The following is a 19,098-nucleotide window of genomic DNA, read 5'->3' on the forward strand; positions in this document are numbered from 1 at the left end:
TCCACGTAATAACACTCTAATGATTTAAAAATTCAAAAAAATCAAAATTCGAAAATAACAATTGTATTAATGATTAGAGTAAAAATAAGGGGAATGGAGAAATTATGGAGAAAGACACTGCTTTGTAAGGGGCATATTTTATCATCTTGAGCAGAGAGGAGGATGCATAGCATATTGTAAAATATAGAGATAAACAATGGAAAAGTGCTATGCAAATGAAGAGCATGAAGGGACGTTTAAGGCCAGGTGATACGGTAGCAATTGGTTTAATGCTATTTGCATTATTTTTAGGAGCAGGAAATTTAATTTTTCCGCCAGTTTTAGGTCAACAAGCAGGAGAGAATGTTTGGATTGCTACAATAGGATTCCTTGTAACGGGAGTCGGATTACCCCTACTAGCTGTAACAGCTGTCGCGTTTGTAGAGGGGGACTTGAAAGCGCTGTCTTCTAGAGTCCACCCTATATTTGCGTTTATTTTCCCATTGATTAGTTATTTAGCAATTGGACCATTTTTCGCAATCCCGCGTACTGGAGCTGTTTCGTTTGAAATGGGTATGAAGCCGTTTTTATCAGAGGCAATGGTTTCAGAGTGGTACATGCTATTTCTTTTCACGATAGTTTTCTTCGGAATAACGTGGTATTTATCATTAAATCCATCTAAATTAGTGGATTGGTTCGGAAAGTTTCTTACGCCACTATTGGTATTAATTGTCGCTGTTATTGTCGGAAAGGCAATTATTGATCCAATTGGAGAGCCGGCTGCGCCGTTAGCTGCTTACAAAGAAAATGCTTTCTTTGGTGGATTTATTCAAGGATATTTAACGATGGATGCAATTAGTGCTCTCGTATTTGGAATTGTCGTTGTACAAGTTATTCGCTCTAAAGGGATAAAAGAGAGTAGTCAAATTGCAAAAATAACAGTCGTATCAGGTATTATTGCTGTACTTGGTTTAACGTTAATTTATTTATCACTTGCTTATCTTGGTTCAACAAGTACATCACTTGGTGTCTCAGAAAACGGTGGTCTTATTTTAACGAATGTTGTAAATGAGCTATATGGGACGAGTGGTAAAATTTTATTGGGGCTTGTTATTATACTCGCTTGTTTAACAACTTCTGTTGGGTTAACATCTGCGTGTGCGGGTTTCTTTACAAACTTATTCCCAAAACTTTCACATAAAACGATTGTAACAATGGTATGTGTATTTAGTTTAATTGTATCTAACCTAGGTTTAACACAATTAATCGCCGTAACATTACCTGTGTTAATGATCATTTATCCAGTTGCAATTGTATTAATCGTACTTTCGTATTTCCATAAGTGGATTGGGAAGCGTAATACAATTTATATTGGAGCTATTTTAGGTGCATTGTTAATTAGTTTCTTTAACGGTTTAGAAAGTGCGAACATTAAAATTGACGTGATTTCTAATGTACTACAAATGTTACCGTTATATAACGAAGGAATCGGATGGTTAATTCCATCATGTATTGGCGGGATTCTCGGTTTCTTCCTCTATAAATCAAATGAATCAAGTAAATTACAAAAGAAAGGTGCTTAGGCACCTTTCTTTTTTTGAAGGGGATTTTTATATTTTGTCTAAGTAATAATTGGGAGGAATGATAAAATGGCTAATTTTGAAGATTTTTTAAATTTGGATTTGCGAATTGGAACTGTAATACATGCAGAGGAATTTAAAGAAGCGAGAGTTCCAGCGATTAAACTAGAAATTGATTTTGGAGAAATTGGGATAAAGCAGTCAAGTGCTCAAATTACGAAAAGGTATAGTCCAGAAGGTTTAGTCGGTCAACAAATTGTTGCTGTTGTAAATTTCCCGCCAAAGCGTGTAGCTGGATTTAAATCGGAAGTGCTTGTGCTTGGCGGCGTTCCTGAAGCTGATGATGTTGTGTTGCTTCAGCCTAATATGGAATTGCCAAATGGAACAAAAATTAGCTAGGGTGAAGGCAGGGGCTAATATGGGTATCGGACGAGAATATTTACAATGTGCGATTTCGAACTTTAAAGCAACAAAGAAGCAAGGGGAACGGGCACTTTCTCAATTATCATACGAACAAATACAATGGTCTTCTCATGAAGAAACAAATAGTATAGCGATTATTATAAAGCATCTGCATGGTAATATGCGTTCTAGATGGACGGATTTTTTAACATCTGATGGTGAAAAAGTTGATCGTGACCGAGATGGTGAATTTGAAGGAGGCTATTCTTCAAAGAAGGAAGCCCTTGCAGCGTGGCAAGAAGGATGGGAATACGTTTTTAATACGATGAATACGATATTGCCGGAACATCTATTGAAGACGGTATACATTCGTGGTGAAGCTCATACGGTCCTGCAAGCAATTGAAAGGCAAATTTCTCATTATGCATTGCATATTGGACAGATTATTTACATCGGTAAAATGTTAAAAGAAAATGAGTGGCTATGTTTAAGCATTCCTAAAGGACAGTCAACTCGTTATGTAGAGAAAAAACGTTCAACATAATAATAAGAAAGAAACCGATAAAAAATGGGGAAAAAGAAAGTCAGCCAAATAATAGATGGTTCTGTAATCATAAGAATACTGCCAAAAATAAGTCCATATACAATAAGAAAGAAATTGAAAAGTGTATTCACAGGGAGAAACCGTGAGATGAACACTTGCTGTCGTTTAAAACAATCACTGTGAAATAAATAAAAGCGGAAGCACCATGTGGCTGTAATAAGATCTTTCTTTCTTACAATTCTTTTTTTGCATGTATGACAGATAAATGGTGGTTGCATTTCATTACGCTCCATTTTTTATTTTCATAATAATGTGAGACAAAAGTAGGTACAAAGTGTAAGTTCCTATATACGCTCCTGCAATAAGGAAAAATGGATTCAGTAAAATTCCATGAATGCTTGTCATGAAAACTAAATCTTGTATTAAAACATCGTATATATTAATGGAAATAATTGTACCGAGTACATACAGTGCCAAGTACGCAGAAATATGTAGCACAATAGAGACTTTTGGATGCTTAGCGGACAAATAAAAAATGAATGATAGAGCGATTGGTAATATTCCTATTAATAGCTTCAATTCATTTCACCTCATTAACAATATAGCCGAAATTTTAACGGTCTATTCTCTAGGGCTTGTACATAACTTGAAATAGAGAGGTGATAGTATGAATCGGGGCTTTTTTTTTATGAAGTTTACAAGCATGCGTAAGTTAGTTTTATTTGTTATTACTACAGTGCTAGCGACTTTTTTTCTTATTAGTATGATGGTAACCTCTATGAAAGAGACGAAGTCAACGTATTTATATAATTGGTTAAATGAGTTATCGATGAATGGTTACATGTATGTACTTGGAAAAGAGAATCATTATTTTACACAGGAGTATCGAAATTTGAATCAAGATTTTTCAATTTCTTCTTTTCTCTTTTCTATGGCTACAAATATTCGCTTTAATGATGTACGCAGTTTTGTCGGGAAAGAGCTCCCTGGGTTTGGTAAGTACGATACAGAAATTGTTATTGCGGGTGAGGGTACAAATTATTCTAACTTACCGATAGAGTCGAGTGTCCCTCTTGAAGAAGTAGTGAAGGAACGGACTAGTGGAACTGGACAAGCACCTAAACAAGATACGAGTAAAGAGAAAAAACAGCCGTCCCAAACGACCGGGAAAAGACAAGTTGCGTTTATTTATCATACACATAGCTGGGAATCCTATTTACCTTTACTTAACTTAACGAATGACCCGAATCCGAATAAAGCAACGAGTTCTGTATCGAATATTTCTATATTAGGAGACCGTTTCCGTGAACAACTAGAAGGTGAAGGAATTGGCGCCACTAACGATAAGAGTGATGTTGGTCAAAAGTTAATAAGTAAAGGTTTAAACAGTAATAGTTCGTATAAGATGTCACGAGAAATTGTGCAGCAAGCTATGGCTGGAAATAAAGATCTTCAATACTTTTTTGATTTGCATCGTGATAGTGCCCGAAAGAATGTAACGACAAAAACAATTGGAGATAAATCATATGCAAAGCTTGCATTTGTAGTAGGGAAAGGAAATAAAAACTATGAAAAAAACTTACAATTAGCGACAGCTTTACATGAGGCGATTAATAAGAAATATCCAGGAGTGAGTCGTGGGGTCATTCAAAAAGGGTTCCAGACAGGAAATGGAATCTATAATCAAGACCTATCAGGACAAGCGATATTAATAGAAGTTGGCGGTGTAGATAATACAGAGGAAGAATTGAATCGATCAATTGATGCACTTGCTAAAGCATTTGGTGAATATTTTTGGCAGGCAGAAAAAGTGAATGGATAAAGTGAAATTTAAATTGGTGAGAGACCTCACCTGATGAAGATGAGTTCACAGTATTTTTGAAAAAACGTAAGTGTAATGCTTGCGTTTTTTCTTTGTAATGATGAGACGTCACAGAATAGACATAATTTGTCGTTGTTATAGTAATATCGAAATTTGTCAATTTATAGTAGGAGATTTACAAAGGGATTTTCGGGAAAGTAGAGAAAATCTTTTTATAAGGAAAACTTTTTATTATGAAACTGGTAGGGTGATTGAAGTGATTAGGGAAATCGAAATAGAAGATGCAGCATCATTTTTGCAATTAAGTAAGCAATTAGATGAAGAAACGAAGTTTATGTTATATGAACCAGGAGAAAGAAAAACTACAGCTGAGCAACAAGAAAAAATGATCCATCGCTTTATAGAAAATGAATATGCAACAATATTTGTAGCAGTTGAAGATGAGAGGATAGTAGGTTTTATATTAGTGAATGGAAATAACATTCAAAGAAAGAGGCATGTAGCAACCATTGTAATTGGTATTTTGCAAGAGTATAACGGGCGAGGTATTGGGACGAGATTGTTTAAAGAGGTTGAGAAGTGGGCAAAATTACATGATGTATGGCGTTTAGAATTAACAGTAATGGCCCACAATACAAGAGCTCAGGCACTATATAAAAAAGCTGGATTTGAGAAAGAAGGTGTCAAAAAAGCTGCTCTTATTATCGATGGAAAGGGCATCGATGAGTATGAAATGGCCAAATTATTAAAATAAGAGGTCGTTATATGAAAAAAAGATGGGCACTACTTGGTATCATAGCTGCAATAATTATTGTTGGAGTAGCAGGAATCAATTATAAAATGTATAAGGATAAGCAGGCGCGGGAAGTAAGTGTAAATAGCATATTTCCGAAAGCAAAAGAAACGATTGCTAATATGGATGGGGATATTGCGGTAATTAATAATCCGAATTCAATGCTTGTACTTGTGAATAAAAGTAGGCGTTTACCAGATGGGTATAGACCGCCAGATTTAGTTATTCCGAAAGTGCGCTACTCTAGTGAAGGTGATCAAGAAAAGAAAAAGATGAGAAAAGAGGCAGCGAGGGCGCTTGAGGATATGTTTCAGCAGGCTGACAACGAGCGTATTTTCCTGTTTGCAGTTTCTGGATTTAGATCTTTTGATCGACAAAAAGCATTAAATACGATGTATAAAAAACAAGATGGAGAAGCAAAAACAGCAATGTCTAGCGCGGTTCCTGGTACAAGTGAGCATCAAACTGGACTAGCTATGGATATTACGTCTCAATCTGCTAAATTTCAGTTAGAGACGGTTTTTGGGGAAACGAAAGAAGGTCAGTGGCTTTCTGAAAATGCCCATAAATTTGGTTTTGTGATTCGATACACAAAAGCGAAAGAGACGATTACGGGCTATCGGTATGAACCATGGCACGTAAGGTATGTGGGAAATCCACAAGCTACATATTTGTATGATAATCAACTGACGCTTGAAGAAGTAACAGAGTGAACAATTGAGGGGAGAGGCGTACAATGACGATGTTATATAAGAAAAAAGTACATGCATATATTACAAGAGAAAAAGAGGGGGTTATGCAATTACTTGTTTTTAAACATCGTGATATACATGAAGCTGGTATTCAAGTGCCAGGGGGAACGGTTGATGAAGGTGAAACGTTAGAAGCGGCTATATTGCGTGAAGTACAGGAAGAATCCGGATTGCGTCATTTATGCATAGAGCGTTTTTTAGCAGATTACATTATACATATGAAAGAAAAACAGGAATATGAAAAACGCCACTTTTTCCATGTAACTTTACTAACAGATGTAAAGGATACTTGGGAACATATTGTAAGTGCTGGTGAGGAAGATAAAGGATTAGTATTTTGCTACGAATGGATTAATATTGCAAAATGCCCTGAATTAGCTGGGAAACAAGGTGAGTTTTTACATTTGTTAGATGAAGTATACGCACAGTAATGTAAGAGTCTGAAGCGAAGGTTAATCCGTTTCAGACTTTTTTTATTTTTCGGGAAATTAAAGGTGTTTAAATAAGGAAATTGAATTTCTTTAAAGGGATATTAATTTAGGATGTGTTGAGGTGAAAAAATGAAAAAGTAAGGGGTATACGCTAAAAAAGTTCATATAAGGGAGAATATAAATGGAAATTCAGTTTAATCCAATCTTAAAAACGGAACTAACAATTCAAGATATTCAAAATGAAATGGAATCTGGAAAGTTAACTTCAAAAGAGCTAGTGATGTATTATCTCTATAGAATCGCAAAGTATGATCAAGACGGACCGAAAATCAATTCAATTTTAGAAATCAATCCAGATGCTATTTTTATTGCAGAAGCGTTAGATCATGAAAGAAAGACAAAGGGTGTAAGGGGTCCGCTACATGGTATACCTGTTTTGGTTAAGGATAATATTGAAACGAATGACTCCATGCATACAAGTGCAGGTACGATTGCTCTAGAACAAAATATAAGTAGTGAAGATGCATTTCTCGTTACTAAACTGCGAGAAGCAGGGGCCGTGATAATAGGAAAAACGAATATGACAGAATTAGCAAATGCAATGTCTTTTAAAATGTGGGCTGGATATAGTGCAAGAGGTGGTCAAACAATTAATCCATACGGAACGGGTAAGGATGGTATGTTTGTTGGGGGCTCAAGTACAGGCTCTGCGATAGCAGTTGCCGCTAACTTTACAGTAGTATCTATTGGGACAGAAACCGATGCTTCTATTTTGAGCCCCGCTGTTCAAAACTCTGTAGTTGGCATTAAACCGACTGTCGGTCTAATTAGTCGTAGAGGAATTATTCCATTCACTTATTAGCAAGATACAGCTGGACCATTTGCTAGAACAGTAACAGATGCCGCTATTTTACTAGGGAGCTTAACTGGAGTGGATGAGAAAGATGTAGCAACTCGTAAAAGTGAAGGTAGGGCATATCAGGATTATACATCTTACCTTGATGCTAATGGTTTAAATGGAGCGAAAATTGGTGTGTTTAACGACGCACCAAAAGATTATTACGAAAATGGTGAGTATGATGAAAAATTGTTTAAAGAAACGATCCAAGTATTACGTAATGAGGGAGCGGCAGTAGTAGAGAATATTGATATTCATTCTTTTCATAGAGAATGGAGTTGGGGAGTTCCGCTTTATGAACTGAAGCATAGTTTAGATAACTATCTTTCTAAATTACGTTCTATTATTCCGGTACATTCTATTTCGGAGTTAATGGAGTTTAATAAAAACATGGCAGAAAGAGCTTTAAAATATGGACAAACTAAGTTAGAGGGAAGAAAAGATTTTCCTAATACGTTACGAAATCCAGAATATTTAAATGCGAGATTAGAAGATATATATTTTTCTCAAGAACAAGGCATTGATTTTGCATTGGAAAAATATAATCTTGATGCGATACTGTTTCCTTCCTATATAGGTTCTACTATATGTGCGAAAGCGGGTTATCCGTCTATAGCAATACCAGCAGGGTATATGGAAAGCGGGAGACCTTTTGGAATTACGATTGCAAGTACTGCCTTTAGTGAAGGGATATTAATTAAGCTAGCTTACGCTTTTGAACAGGCGACAAAACATAGAAAAATCCCGAACTTGTCATGAACAGAATAAACAAAAAGGACAGGGAATTCCTGTCCTTTTTGCTGTGTTGACTACAGTGATAGATTATTCTACTCTGGTTTATAATATTTTAATAAACTGAAAGATAAACAAGCGGAACATAAAATAAGAATAGAAGCGATTATATAAATTGTACGGACACCGAACATATCAGTAATAATGCCAACGCTAAGCATAGAAAGACCAGAAGTTGTTGAAAGAAGGGCGCCATGTACCGTATACATTTTTTATAATAAAGAAGGGGCGACACTTGATTGTAAAACTGTCGTTTGAGAAATATCTCTAATTTGATAACATGGTCCCATTAGAACACATAGAAAAAGCGCAATAAATCCGCTGCTCGTCATACCATATAAAAATGTAAGAATGCTAAACATAAGAGAGCCAATCGACATGGATCGTATTAAATTGTTTTGAATATAGGAACTCATTTTCCATGCTAATAGACCACCGATTAACGTACCAACATAATAACTTGTATTAATATATCCCCACCATTCTTCGCTTTTATGAAGAATAGACGTAACATATGCCATTGTAATAGCACCAATCCATATTGTCCCTGCGAAAGTTTCAATTAAGTCCATATATGTAACGGTACGGAGAGAAGGATTTTGAAATAAGAGTTTCCAACCTTCCAATAAAGCAGTACTTTTTGAAGAGGGAGGGTCTGCTATTCGTTCAGTATGTATGGTATGTAATGAAAAGTGTAATGCAATGCATCCAAAAATCATCAACATGTTATTAATCATGAGTGTAGATGTAGCGCCAATGAGAAGAACGATAACACTCGTAAATGAATAAGCGGCGGCTTGCGCAATTTGTGTTGAAAAGGAAAAGATACTATTTACTTTTACTAATTTTTCTTTTGGTGTAAGGCGCGGAAGAATGCTGTATAGTAATGGAGCACTCCATCCACTACATAATGAAATGAAAAAAATAAAAGTTAATAGAGCTATAATATTTGTGGATAAGACCGGAAATAAAATCATTAATAATAGTAAAAAGACTGTTTTTAGCCATTGTAGCGTATATAACAACGTATAAGGTGGAAAACGATTTACTATAAGAGGTGCAGAGATGTTAGCAATTAGATTTGTGATAACTTGTAATAGTGGAAAAAGAGCAGTAATAGTAGCTGATTTAGTTGCTATATAAATATGAGTTGTAATAATCATTACATATACGATGTCAGCAAGAGTAATGCATATTTTGGAACCTAAGTAGTAAGTTAGTGACTGGTTTTTCAATAAGAATACCACCTCTAAAAAATAGTATTTAGTAATTAGAATAATTGTAGTTTAAAAATTAAAATTTTTAAAGAATTTCATTTTTTGTCACTTTTTGAAAGGAATTTTCATGTATAATGAAGAATATATTGATATAGTATTATATTAATAATCATTGTAACAGTGAGTATGTACAATAGCTTGTAGCAAACGCCCAAGTGTAAGAAAGGGCGGATAAACCATTCTTTTCTTCATATACATATAGAAAATGAGAAAGAAAGTGAGGGTTGCATATGGCTGCTTGGGTAATTTGGTTTATAATAGCTGGTATTTTATTTATCGCAGAAATGTTGTCGATTACATTTTACATGCTTTGGCTTGGAATTGGGGCTGTTGTCGGAGGTCTTATTGCTTTGTTTGCTCCTGATGCACTACTGTTACAAGTTACTGTTGGTGCAATTGTAAGTTTAACTTTGACATTCTTTACGAAAAGAATTTCAAAAAACTTTCGAGAAGCAAAAGGTTTTACTGATACAGTAGATATGCTTGTTGGTAAAAAAGGGATTGTTATGCAAGCGATTACAAATGAAGCGAATGGTATTGTAAAGGTGGATGGAGATACTTGGACAGCTATTGCAGATTCTTCAATTGATGCTGGAGAAAAAGTCGTTGTTATAAAGAGGCATAGTACTATATTACAAGTGAAAAAGGAGAGTGAATAAATATGGTAGCATTAACGTTAACGATTATATTCGCACTAATTGTAGTTACATTTATCGCATTAACAATTAAAATTATTCCTCAGCAAAAAGTTGGGGTTGTTGAAAGATTTGGTAAGTTTCAACGTATCATGCACCCTGGGTTAAATATTTTAATACCAATTGTAGATCGTGTCCGTGTATATCATGACTTACGTATTCAACAAACGAATGTACCACCGCAAAAGGTAATTACGAAAGATAATGTTCAAGTAGAAATTGATACAATTATTTTCTATCAAATTGTTGAACCAGAACTTGCGACATATGGTATTTCAAACTATGAATATGGTGTTCGTAATATTACTTCAGCAACGATGCGTCAAATCATCGGTAAAATGGAACTAGATGAAACGTTATCTGGTCGTGAAAAAATTTCAACAGAAATCCGCTTAGCGCTTGATGAAGCAACAGAAAAATGGGGCGTACGTATTGAACGTGTCGAAGTTGTTGATATTAACCCGCCAAAAGATGTGCAAGCATCAATGGAAAAACAAATGAAGGCTGAGCGTAATAAACGTGCGATTATTTTAGAAGCTGAAGCAGCAAAACAAGATAAAGTTCTTCGCGCTGAAGGGGAAAAGCAAAGTAAAATCTTGATGGCTGAAGGGGATAAAGAAGCGCGTATTCGCGAAGCTGAAGGTTTAAAAGAAGCGAAAGAATTAGAAGCGCAAGGGGAAGCAAGAGCAATTGAAGAAATCGCAAAAGCAGAACAAAACCGTATTGAATTGCTTCGTGAAGCGAATATAGATGAACGTATACTTGCTTATAAATCATTTGAATCATTAGAAGAAGTTGCAAAAGGACCAGCAAATAAAGTCTTTATTCCGTCTAATGCAATTGAAACACTTGGTACTCTTGGGGCAATTGGAGAAATATTTAAAGAAAAACAAGCGAAGAAACTACCTTCAAATGATACAGGAAAAGAACAATAAAAGTGAGGAAGAGAAATGGGATACCATTTCTCTTTTTTTGTGCGTATATTCCGAAAAGCTTGTACATATCCATGTATAAAGAAGGTGATGCAGTGAAAAAGTATGCAACTCGAATACATGGGAAGAAACTAATTTCGTTACTCCTTTTATATGCGCTAATAGTAATTATGATAGCGTCGATTCTGACGTCACTTTTACATACAATGAAATCGAATTATGCAAATCAATGGTTTGGAAAAGTATCGATGCAAGGTTTTGTTCAAATGATAGAAAGTGAGAATCGCTATTATGGATTTGATTATTTTAAGCAGAATAAACGAGAGTCAGTTGGGAATTTAATGTTCTCTATTGCGACAGATTTGAAGATTAAAGATTTAAGAACATTTGTCGGTAAAGAAGTACCTGGTATGTCAAAGTATTATTCTAACATTATCGTAGCTGGGGAAGGGACAAACTTGACGAATATCCCAAATGAATCTAGTGTACCGATTGAAGAAGTAACGAAAGAGCGGAAAGTAGCAAAAGATAAAGTTACAGAAGCGGAAAAGAATAATCCGGTTCAGAAAAAGAACGGAGCGAAAAAAGGTGAGAGTGCAGTATATATTTATCATACACATAGCTGGGAATCCTTCTTTCCATTATTACCAGGGGCAACTGATCCATCTAGCCCAGATGTAAATGTGTCCTTACTAGGAAAACGTATGAAGGAACAACTTGAGGGGCAAGGAATTCCAGTAATTCACGATAAAACGAATATGGGTGATTTATTAGCGAGTAAAAAGTGGGTATGGTATCAGTCATATAAAGCGTCTCATGAATATGTAAAAGAAGCATTAGCACAAAATAATAAAATTGCGTTTCCGATTGATATACATCGTGATGACCAGCGTAAGAAAGTAACAACAAAAGTAATTAACGGGAAATCGTATGCAAGATTATATTTTATAATTGGGATGGAAAATGAAAGGCGTGCTGAAAATGAAAAAATTGCAAGAGCAATCAATAGTTATTTAGATGAAAACTACTACGGATTAAGTAGAGGGATTTTTCCAAAGTATAAAAAAGATGGAAATGGCGTTTATAACCAAGATTTATCGAAAAATGCGATGTTAATTGAAGTTGGTGGTGTTGATAATACGTTAGATGAATTATATAACACAATTGATGTGTTAACAGAAGCGTTTAGTAAATATTATTGGAATGATGCGGAAAAAGTGAATGGATGAGGGACGGGAGACCGTTCCTTTTTTATTTTGAAATCTTAAAATGTGATATAATGGAATTTTATGAATGTTAAATAAAGGGAGAGAGAAACATGCAAATACTACTAATACGCCACGGAGAATCAGAAGCTGATATTTTACATGTGCATGAAGGACGAGCTGATTTTGAGTTAACTGAAAAAGGGAGACAACAAGTACAAAAACTTGTACAGAAAGTGAAAAAAGATTTTGCACCAGATTTCATTTGGGCAAGCACATTAAAACGTGCTCGTGAAACGGGTGAAACATTAGCAGAAGTAATTGGTTGTCCAATTCAATTAGAAGAGGAATTAATGGAGTTTAATAATGGAATACAAGCTGGCTTATCATTTGAAGAAGCAAAGAAATATCCAGAACCAAAGTTTCTTCATGACCGTTTTGAAAACGGAGAGTCATTTATTGAGTTTCGAATGAGAATAGAAGGGATTTTTTCTAAAATTGTGACAGAGAATACATATGATCGAATTGCGATTGTTGCCCATGGAGGCGTAATTAATAGTCTATTACGTGCATTTTTCAATATGCCAATTTCAATGGACTACTATTTCAAAATGGGAGATACGGGAATAAGTTTAATTGAAATTGAGGGTGAACAAAAAACGGTGCATTTCATTAATGATACGAATCATTTGGACGGGATGTAAAGACTTATGTACAAAGTTGCATTTTTTGATGTTGACGGTACGCTTTTAAGCGAGATTGATAGAAGTATGCACGAAAGTACAAAAGAAGCGGTACAAAGATTAATAGATAAGGGGATTCACGTAGTTGTTACAACAGGGAGACCATATAGTTTATGCTCACAATTTAAGGGGTTAGGCATAAATACGTATATTTCTGCAAATGGTGCACATATAAAATGTGGGGAAGAAGTTATACATAAATCAGTACTTTCAAGCGAAATCGTTCATGATATTTCAAATTTTGCTGAATTACATGGTCACAGTGTTTCTTACTTTACAGAAGAATTTGCAATGAATGATATTGCCTCCAAAGATGAACGTGTCATACGAGCGTTAAATGAAACTTTAAATTTAGAGCGGTATCCTGACAAAGTTAAAAACTTGTCAGATGAGATGTATTGCATATGTCTGTATGCCGATGAAGCAGAAGCTCAAAAATTCATTGAAAGATATCCAGCACTTACGTTTGACCGTTTTCATGGTTACGTTATAAATGTATTGGAAGATAGTAAAGTATCGAAGCTAACTGCAATTCAAAAAGTATTGGAACATTTAAATATTAGTAAATCAGAAGCCATTGCTTTTGGTGATGGTGGAAATGATATTGAGATGTTGCAGTATGTAGGATTAGGAGTTGCGATGGGAAATGGTGGAGAGGAGTTGAAGAGAAGGGCTGATTTCGTTACAACGAAGGCGAGTGAAGGCGGAATTTCTTATGCCTTAAAGAAGTTACGCATTATTTAAAACTGATAGCTAGTCAGTGTGAAAAATCCTGTTTTAATAATAGGATTTTTTTGTTCAACAATGTGCTTGCAATAAAAGGAAAAATATGAGTATAATGAGAAAGTAATTAGGTAAGCTAATTATTTAACGAGAAAGGAGAGTGAAGATGAATGGATTCAAGAAAAGATTCTCTTCCTTTAGGGATTGAGCCGTACGCAGAGTTAATCAAAAAGACAGCATCAGCGGAAACGGATCCAATCGCAGCAAAACTTGGTTTGTTAATGTTATGGACGTCTGATAATGTTCTTGATGCTGTTGACGTAGATTTAGCTCCACTTGGTATTTCAGAGAGTAAATTAGATTTTTTACTATTGTTTATTTTGCGTGAAATGGAAGCGAATGGGGAAGAAGTGAACATGAGTCCTTCGGATATTGCGAGTCGATTAGGGATTACACGTGCTTCTGTCACTGGCTTATTAGATTGGATGGAGAAACGAGAGTTAATCGTAAGATTCCACCATTCTAAAGATCGAAGAAGATTAAAGGTGAAAATTACTCCGAAAGGAAAAGAACTAGTTACACATTCTTTACCAACTTTTTGGTTATCTTGCGCTTCGTTAGTTGATGGCTTTAATCAAGAAGAGCGTCAAGTTTTAGAAAAGCTATTAAATAAAATGCAAGCAACTATGCAGGTGAAATTAGGAGAAGGTAGGTAAATAAGTTGATTATGAAGATCAACTTATTTATTTGGACATATAATTAGCTTGTCTTATTATATGTTTAACTAACTTTTTGTACGGTGATAATTTTTGCTATGTAATTAAAATAAATAAGAGTTAAAGGAATGCTATTTTAGTGATCTAGAGGTTTTAAACTAATAAAAATAAATGGTAATAAGGGAGAGAGTTTATGATGGAAATAGGAAAGGAAGTAAATAGTGAAAAGAATTATACAATAATGACAGCTGTATTATGTTGGTCGGGTATGGTAGTTATGTCTAGCCTATATGTAACAATACCTTTAATCTCTCTATTTTCAAACATTTTTAATACGTCATTAACACACTCGGCAGCTACAGGAAGTATATTTTCTGTTGGCTTTGCTATAGGGTGTTTGTTATTTGGGGCAATCTCTGATAAATATGGACGAAAAAAAGTGATTTTTATTGGATTGCTTGCACTGTCGATAGTTTCTTTTTGCTTAGGGTTTGTAGATAGTTTCTTTTGGCTTGTTATTTTTAGAGGTATACAGGGGATAGCCGCAGCTACATTTTCTCCAGTAGCGTTAGCCTACGTTGTAGAAATGTTCCCAGTAGAAAAAAGGGTTACAACAATAGGGTTTGTTAGTACCGGTTTTTTAGTAGCTGGAATTGTAGGGCAGGTAATAAGTACTGCTGTTAGTCAGCATTTTGGATGGCATATGGTTTTCTTTCTTCTTAGCATTGTCTATATAAGTACTGCTATATGGGTTTATTATTCTCTTCCGAAAGGAGAGACGTCTCAATCCTATACTGCTATTTTGGGACCAATTAAACAGATGAGTAAAGTTTTTACAAATAAAAGCTTAGTATTAAGCTATATAATTGCATTCGTTTTATTAATGGCTTTTGTTAATATGTATACTGTTTTAGGGAATTATTTGAGCTCTCCTACTTACAATTTAACTGCGGAACAAATCCTTTATTTTCGCTTAGCAGGGCTGTTTGGTATGTTGCTGTCACCACTTGCAGGTCGTTTAACAAAGAGGTTTGAAATAAGGAAAGTTCTTCAAGGAGGATTGTTGATTGCTATTTTTAGTCTAAGTTCAATGGGCTTTGTTTCGTATCTATTTCTACTTGTAATGATGAGTGTCTGTTTTGTAATAGGTATTGCTATATCCGTTCCGTCTTTAGTTTCTCTTGTAGGTCAATTAGGAGGGAAAGCAAGGGGAATAGCGGTATCTATTTATACTTTTATTTTATTTTTAGGTACTAGTATAGGGCCTATCATTTCTATTTATCTTATGAAAATAGGAGGTTATGCTCAAACATTTATTTTATTAGGAATGATACTTTTTATTGGTTTTGTAGCTTCTCTATTTATAATTAATGAATGAGTGGAAAATCACTCAAATAAAGGAATGCGAGGATCTTTCATATGCTCGCATAATAAAATATGAATTTGTCCACGATGATGATAAAAGTGTGCAACGATTTCAAGTAACCATTCAAAGCGCGAATAAGAAATCCCCCAATAGGCAGTCATAACTTCTGCTAATTCTATTTGGGAGTAGGAAAGAAATGTTTTAGAGAGAAGGTTGTATCCTTCAATCATCGTTTGTTGCATGTGAGCAACTGTTACGGGCGTATGTTCTATATAAAAGGTATGTAATTCTTTTTCTGAAATACCATTTAAAATGAGTAAATCAGCATGACAAATAAGAGAAAGATGTGCATACATTTCAAATAATGATCGTTTTGAGTGAATCGGTTGTATTTTTAAATCGTTTTCACTATATTGGTTAAGCATATCAATAGAAGTATCAATAGCAACTTTTAGTTGATGTAATGCAGATTGAACAAACATTGTAATTCTCCTCGTCTCCGTATATAATAGTTTCTTGAGGATATTATATCATACTCAAAATTCCGAAAATTCTAGTAGTTTGACTAGCATAATGAAAAGTATTATATTGTAAAAGGTCATATGAAACGTGAAATAGAATGGAATGCAATTATTGAGTTAGGAGTTAGACCAATGAGTTTGAAATATGGAAGAGATACAATTGTAGAAATTGACTTAAATGCTGTAAAACATAATGTAAACGAATTTAAAAAACATGTAAATGATGAAAAAATTAAGATGATGGCTGCTGTAAAAGCGAATGGGTATGGCCATGGGGCAGTTGAAGTTGCCAAAGCTGCAATTGAAGCAGGAATAAATCAACTTGCAGTTGCATTTGTAGATGAAGCGATAGAATTAAGAGAAGCAGGAATTACTGTGCCGATTTTAATTTTAGGATACACACCAGTTGCGGCTGTAGAAGATGTAATTCAATATGACGTTATGATGACTGTTTATAGAGTAGAAGATTTACATGGTATAAATGAAATTGCAAACCGTCTTCAAAAGAAAGTACAAATTCAAGTGAAAATTGATACAGGAATGAGTCGTATCGGTTTACAAGAAGAAGAGGTTAAACCATTTTTAGAAGAATTAAACCGTATGGAGTATGTAGAGGTAGTAGGGATATTTACGCATTACTCTAAGGCAGATGAAATCGATAAATCATATACGAATATGCAAACAAGTTTATTTGAAAAAGCTGTTAATACAGCGAGAGAATTAGGAATTCAAATACCATATATTCATAGTTCAAATAGTGCAGGATCAATGGAATTAAGTAACACATTTCAAAATATGGTACGCGTTGGAATAGGAGTATACGGTATGTATCCGTCAAAAGAAGTGGATCATACAATCGTTTCTTTACAGCCTGCGTTGTCGTTAAAATCAAAAGTAGCTCATATTAAACATGCGAAGAAGAATCGCGGTGTAAGTTATGGGAATACGTATGTAACAACTGGTGAAGAATGGATTGCGACTGTACCAATTGGTTATGCTGATGGTTATAATCGTCAATTATCTAATAAAGGCTATGCGTTAATTAACGGGATTCGAGTACCTGTTATCGGCCGTGTTTGTATGGATCAGTTAATGCTGGATGTTTCAAAAGCGATGCCAGTACAAGTAGGAGACGAAGTAGTATTCTACGGTAAACAAGGTGAAGAAAATATCGCAGTAGAAGAAATAGCGGATATGTTAGGTACAATAAACTATGAAGTTACATGTATGCTAGATAGAAGAATTCCGCGTGTCTATAAAGAAAATGACGAAACAACTGCAGTTGTAAATATATTAAGAAAAAACTGAATCATTTCGATTCAGTTTTTTTATTTTTGGCAAGTGAAAAATGCTCTATTTGTACCGTGGAATTGAATGTTCTTAAAACCTACAGATTCCAATGAAGAAATTATTTCTTCATTGGAATAACAAGCTTCTTCAAAAGAAAAGTCACTTCTTGTCCAATTATTATCTATGTCATGGTGAAATAGTATAAAGTTCATTTCTGCTTTTTTATTTTCATTATTATATGTAGAATCAATCGTACAAACATATTCTTTCTCTGAAATATGAAACGAAGCAATCCAGTTTTTAAGAAATCCTTTTTCCATATTCATATCAAATGCGAATATACCCTCGTTATGTAATACGGAGTAAACTTTCTGAAACACACTTTTTAGTTCATCTAAATTCATAATATGGTTTAAACTATCACCGGCAGAGATGACGTAGTGGAATTGCTCATTTATATTGAAATAGCGAGCGTCATCGACGATAAAGGTTGCATCTGGCGCATTTTTACGTGCATACTCAATCATTTGAGTAGAACCATCTATACCAGTTACTACAAAATTATGATCAAGTAGTTTCCTAGTAAGATGACCAGTCCCGCAACAAAGATCTAAAATATGAGAACGTGGTTGTGCATATTGTAAAACGAGTTGTTCAAAAGCTGGATAGGAGTGTTCAGAAAAATGTCCCCAATGTTTATTATAAATAGATGCGAAAATATCATAATTAGAATAAATAAGTTTTTTAGACATAAATATTCTCCTTGCTATTCATTAAATTATAATAATCATGCTTCATCATAATTTCAAAACCGCATTGTGTATAAAGCTTCAAAGCATTGTTATTCTTTGTTTCAACTTGTAATTCAATTGTTGTAGCACCATTTGTGAAGAGCTTATGTGTCATATAGTTTAAAATAGCTTTACCGTAGCCTTTACCTTGATAGGAAGGGTGGACAGCGAATCCTGATAATATAGTAGAATGATCTTGCTCAGTAACTGTAATCGTTCCTATCATTTTTTTATCGACAAGAGCACTGTAAACTTTATGAGAAGGTGAAGTCATCATTTTTTGTAACCATGTAGCCGTATTTTCTACTGAATCACCAAAAGCTTTACTAGAAATTTCAATAAGATCAAGAAGTGATTCTGAAGTTGCAAGAGTAAGCTGTATATTATTATCTGTTGTTTTTTGAAGTTCGTTTGTCTTGAACTCCATACTATATTCACTATATAAATATGGTAACTTCATATGTTTTACAAATTCATTCCCAGAAATAGAATCCCCATTGATAATAAGAAGAGCTTCATCTGTCTCTCTATTTTGTATTTCTTTCATTGCAGTTTGTAAAAGGATAGTTCCGAAACGTTGTTTTCTAAAATGAGGATGTACAAAGCCTATTAGTTCAAGCTTTGTTGGTCTTTCAAAATCATACATATTTAAAGCGCCAATTAATTGAGTGCCGTTATAAAGAAGAAAATCGTTTATATAATCTTCATTTCGATTTTTTAAAAAGTTGATATGTAAATCTGAAGAGTAATCAAGGTTGTCTTGTTGCCCGCAAATATAAGCCAAATCCTTCATTTGCTGTATTTCACTTTCTGTTACAGAACGCTTTTTCCGAATATCCATTGTAT

At 34.5% G+C, this 19,098-nt stretch carries 20 protein-coding genes and 2 pseudogenes; 16 read left to right on the forward strand and 6 right to left on the reverse strand.

Translation table 11 applies throughout. The annotated features are described in order from the left end of the window. Positions 1 to 224: 224 nt before the first annotated feature. The 3 genes from brnQ4 (at position 225) to NZ044_RS10220 (ending at position 2,505) form a co-directional block, all read left to right on the forward strand. Positions 225 to 1,562, forward strand: coding sequence for a branched-chain amino acid transport system II carrier protein BrnQ4 (brnQ4, locus tag NZ044_RS10210; protein WP_395939124.1), 1,338 nt, complete (start codon positions 225 to 227; stop codon positions 1,560 to 1,562). 66 nt (positions 1,563 to 1,628) lie between these two features. Continuing rightward, positions 1,629 to 1,958: a chaperone CsaA gene (gene csaA, locus NZ044_RS10215; protein ID WP_001263021.1), complete on the forward strand. Its 330-nt coding sequence runs from the start codon at positions 1,629 to 1,631 to the stop codon at positions 1,956 to 1,958. Next, positions 1,939 to 2,505, forward strand: a complete 567-nt coding sequence (locus NZ044_RS10220; RefSeq protein ID WP_000435822.1) for a DUF1572 domain-containing protein — start codon at positions 1,939 to 1,941, stop codon at positions 2,503 to 2,505. Before csaA ends, NZ044_RS10220 begins: the two co-directional genes overlap by 20 nt. Here NZ044_RS10220 and NZ044_RS10225 read toward each other — a convergent pair. Next, positions 2,478 to 2,783 carry a hypothetical protein gene (locus NZ044_RS10225; protein WP_043333388.1) on the reverse strand — a complete coding sequence of 102 codons (306 nt, stop codon included), beginning with the start codon at positions 2,781 to 2,783 and terminating at the stop codon, positions 2,478 to 2,480. The two genes, NZ044_RS10220 and NZ044_RS10225, sit on opposite strands and share 28 nt — an antisense overlap. Before the next feature lie 4 nt (positions 2,784 to 2,787). Next, a complete protein-coding gene (locus NZ044_RS10230; protein WP_000770731.1) occupies positions 2,788 to 3,084 on the reverse strand; it encodes a hypothetical protein in 297 nt (98 codons plus the stop codon). An 88-nt stretch (positions 3,085 to 3,172) separates the two neighbouring features. On the opposite strand from NZ044_RS10230, the gene spoIIP (NZ044_RS10235) reads away from it, so the two are divergent. The 5 genes and pseudogenes from spoIIP (NZ044_RS10235) to NZ044_RS10255 all read left to right on the forward strand — a co-directional run bounded on the left by spoIIP (NZ044_RS10235) (position 3,173) and on the right by NZ044_RS10255 (position 7,960). Continuing rightward, positions 3,173 to 4,327 carry a stage II sporulation protein P gene (gene spoIIP / locus NZ044_RS10235; RefSeq protein WP_001079284.1) on the forward strand — a complete coding sequence of 385 codons (1,155 nt, stop codon included), beginning with the start codon at positions 3,173 to 3,175 and terminating at the stop codon, positions 4,325 to 4,327. Positions 4,328 to 4,583: 256 nt separating this feature from the next. Beyond that, positions 4,584 to 5,081, forward strand: coding sequence for a GNAT family N-acetyltransferase (locus NZ044_RS10240; protein WP_000617571.1), 498 nt, complete (start codon positions 4,584 to 4,586; stop codon positions 5,079 to 5,081). A gap of 11 nt (positions 5,082 to 5,092) precedes the next feature. After that, positions 5,093 to 5,833, forward strand: coding sequence for a M15 family metallopeptidase (locus NZ044_RS10245; RefSeq protein ID WP_000747643.1), 741 nt, complete (start codon positions 5,093 to 5,095; stop codon positions 5,831 to 5,833). 23 nt (positions 5,834 to 5,856) lie between these two features. After that, a complete protein-coding gene (locus NZ044_RS10250; protein WP_000178282.1) occupies positions 5,857 to 6,303 on the forward strand; it encodes an NUDIX hydrolase in 447 nt (148 codons plus the stop codon). A 181-nt stretch (positions 6,304 to 6,484) separates the two neighbouring features. Continuing rightward, positions 6,485 to 7,960, forward strand: a pseudogene (locus NZ044_RS10255) (amidase family protein). A 68-nt stretch (positions 7,961 to 8,028) separates the two neighbouring features. Here NZ044_RS10255 and NZ044_RS10260 read toward each other — a convergent pair. Then, positions 8,029 to 9,228, reverse strand: a pseudogene (locus NZ044_RS10260) (MFS transporter). A gap of 272 nt (positions 9,229 to 9,500) precedes the next feature. Here NZ044_RS10260 and NZ044_RS10265 point away from each other — a divergent pair. The 7 genes from NZ044_RS10265 (at position 9,501) to NZ044_RS10295 (ending at position 15,662) form a co-directional block, all read left to right on the forward strand. Further along, positions 9,501 to 9,929: an NfeD family protein gene (locus NZ044_RS10265; protein ID WP_000741974.1), complete on the forward strand. Its 429-nt coding sequence runs from the start codon at positions 9,501 to 9,503 to the stop codon at positions 9,927 to 9,929. Positions 9,930 to 9,931: 2 nt separating this feature from the next. Beyond that, positions 9,932 to 10,900: an SPFH domain-containing protein gene (locus tag NZ044_RS10270; protein WP_000226256.1), complete on the forward strand. Its 969-nt coding sequence runs from the start codon at positions 9,932 to 9,934 to the stop codon at positions 10,898 to 10,900. A 20-nt stretch (positions 10,901 to 10,920) separates the two neighbouring features. Continuing rightward, positions 10,921 to 12,126 (forward strand): stage II sporulation protein P, encoded by a 1,206-nt coding sequence (gene spoIIP, locus NZ044_RS10275; RefSeq protein ID WP_374058747.1) that lies wholly within the window; start codon positions 10,921 to 10,923, stop codon positions 12,124 to 12,126. An 89-nt stretch (positions 12,127 to 12,215) separates the two neighbouring features. Further along, entirely contained in the window at positions 12,216 to 12,806 is a 591-nt protein-coding gene (locus tag NZ044_RS10280; RefSeq protein ID WP_001166447.1) for a histidine phosphatase family protein, read from the forward strand. A 6-nt stretch (positions 12,807 to 12,812) separates the two neighbouring features. Next, positions 12,813 to 13,589 carry a Cof-type HAD-IIB family hydrolase gene (locus NZ044_RS10285; protein WP_000278724.1) on the forward strand — a complete coding sequence of 259 codons (777 nt, stop codon included), beginning with the start codon at positions 12,813 to 12,815 and terminating at the stop codon, positions 13,587 to 13,589. Positions 13,590 to 13,738: 149 nt separating this feature from the next. Continuing rightward, positions 13,739 to 14,284, forward strand: a complete 546-nt coding sequence (locus NZ044_RS10290; protein WP_000378334.1) for a MarR family winged helix-turn-helix transcriptional regulator — start codon at positions 13,739 to 13,741, stop codon at positions 14,282 to 14,284. A 196-nt stretch (positions 14,285 to 14,480) separates the two neighbouring features. Next, positions 14,481 to 15,662: an MFS transporter gene (locus NZ044_RS10295; protein WP_340949714.1), complete on the forward strand. Its 1,182-nt coding sequence runs from the start codon at positions 14,481 to 14,483 to the stop codon at positions 15,660 to 15,662. 8 nt (positions 15,663 to 15,670) lie between these two features. Here NZ044_RS10295 and NZ044_RS10300 read toward each other — a convergent pair whose 3' ends face one another. After that, positions 15,671 to 16,132, reverse strand: a complete 462-nt coding sequence (locus tag NZ044_RS10300; RefSeq protein WP_000497993.1) for a DinB family protein — start codon at positions 16,130 to 16,132, stop codon at positions 15,671 to 15,673. Between the two features lie 171 nt (positions 16,133 to 16,303). Here NZ044_RS10300 and alr point away from each other — a divergent pair, with 171 nt between their 5' ends. Continuing rightward, positions 16,304 to 17,479: an alanine racemase gene (gene alr / locus NZ044_RS10305; RefSeq protein WP_118961798.1), complete on the forward strand. Its 1,176-nt coding sequence runs from the start codon at positions 16,304 to 16,306 to the stop codon at positions 17,477 to 17,479. Between the two features lie 20 nt (positions 17,480 to 17,499). On the opposite strand, the gene NZ044_RS10310 is transcribed toward alr, so the two are convergent. Then, positions 17,500 to 18,213, reverse strand: a complete 714-nt coding sequence (locus NZ044_RS10310) for a class I SAM-dependent methyltransferase (protein ID WP_000038499.1) — start codon at positions 18,211 to 18,213, stop codon at positions 17,500 to 17,502. Then, positions 18,206 to 19,093 (reverse strand): GNAT family N-acetyltransferase, encoded by an 888-nt coding sequence (locus NZ044_RS10315; RefSeq protein ID WP_000354633.1) that lies wholly within the window; start codon positions 19,091 to 19,093, stop codon positions 18,206 to 18,208. The genes NZ044_RS10310 and NZ044_RS10315 overlap by 8 nt, the downstream gene beginning before the upstream one ends. Between the last annotated feature and the right edge of the window lie 5 nt (positions 19,094 to 19,098).

This window comes from Bacillus sp. FSL K6-1338 (assembly GCF_038006965.1).
In the GTDB taxonomy this organism is placed as follows: Bacteria; Bacillota; Bacilli; order Bacillales; family Bacillaceae_G; genus Bacillus_A; species Bacillus_A thuringiensis_S.

Excerpts from the sequence above, each read along its gene's own strand:
- brnQ4 (WP_395939124.1), top strand. The coding sequence starts at position 225 with ATGAAGGGACGTTTAAGGCCAGGTGATACGGTAGCAATTGGTTTAATG.
- NZ044_RS10280 (WP_001166447.1), top strand. The coding sequence starts at position 12,216 with ATGCAAATACTACTAATACGCCACGGAGAATCAGAAGCTGATATTTTA.
- NZ044_RS10250 (WP_000178282.1), top strand. The coding sequence starts at position 5,857 with ATGACGATGTTATATAAGAAAAAAGTACATGCATATATTACAAGAGAA.
- NZ044_RS10290 (WP_000378334.1), top strand. The coding sequence starts at position 13,739 with ATGGATTCAAGAAAAGATTCTCTTCCTTTAGGGATTGAGCCGTACGCA.
- NZ044_RS10245 (WP_000747643.1), top strand. The coding sequence starts at position 5,093 with ATGAAAAAAAGATGGGCACTACTTGGTATCATAGCTGCAATAATTATT.
- NZ044_RS10270 (WP_000226256.1), top strand. The coding sequence starts at position 9,932 with ATGGTAGCATTAACGTTAACGATTATATTCGCACTAATTGTAGTTACA.
- spoIIP (WP_001079284.1), top strand. The coding sequence starts at position 3,173 with ATGAATCGGGGCTTTTTTTTTATGAAGTTTACAAGCATGCGTAAGTTA.
- csaA (WP_001263021.1), top strand. The coding sequence starts at position 1,629 with ATGGCTAATTTTGAAGATTTTTTAAATTTGGATTTGCGAATTGGAACT.
- NZ044_RS10300 (WP_000497993.1), bottom strand. The coding sequence starts at position 16,132 with ATGTTTGTTCAATCTGCATTACATCAACTAAAAGTTGCTATTGATACT.
- NZ044_RS10220 (WP_000435822.1), top strand. The coding sequence starts at position 1,939 with ATGGAACAAAAATTAGCTAGGGTGAAGGCAGGGGCTAATATGGGTATC.
- NZ044_RS10310 (WP_000038499.1), bottom strand. The coding sequence starts at position 18,213 with ATGTCTAAAAAACTTATTTATTCTAATTATGATATTTTCGCATCTATT.
- NZ044_RS10315 (WP_000354633.1), bottom strand. The coding sequence starts at position 19,093 with ATGGATATTCGGAAAAAGCGTTCTGTAACAGAAAGTGAAATACAGCAA.
- NZ044_RS10225 (WP_043333388.1), bottom strand. The coding sequence starts at position 2,783 with ATGCAACCACCATTTATCTGTCATACATGCAAAAAAAGAATTGTAAGA.
- NZ044_RS10295 (WP_340949714.1), top strand. The coding sequence starts at position 14,481 with ATGGAAATAGGAAAGGAAGTAAATAGTGAAAAGAATTATACAATAATG.
- NZ044_RS10265 (WP_000741974.1), top strand. The coding sequence starts at position 9,501 with ATGGCTGCTTGGGTAATTTGGTTTATAATAGCTGGTATTTTATTTATC.
- alr (WP_118961798.1), top strand. The coding sequence starts at position 16,304 with ATGAGTTTGAAATATGGAAGAGATACAATTGTAGAAATTGACTTAAAT.
- NZ044_RS10285 (WP_000278724.1), top strand. The coding sequence starts at position 12,813 with ATGTACAAAGTTGCATTTTTTGATGTTGACGGTACGCTTTTAAGCGAG.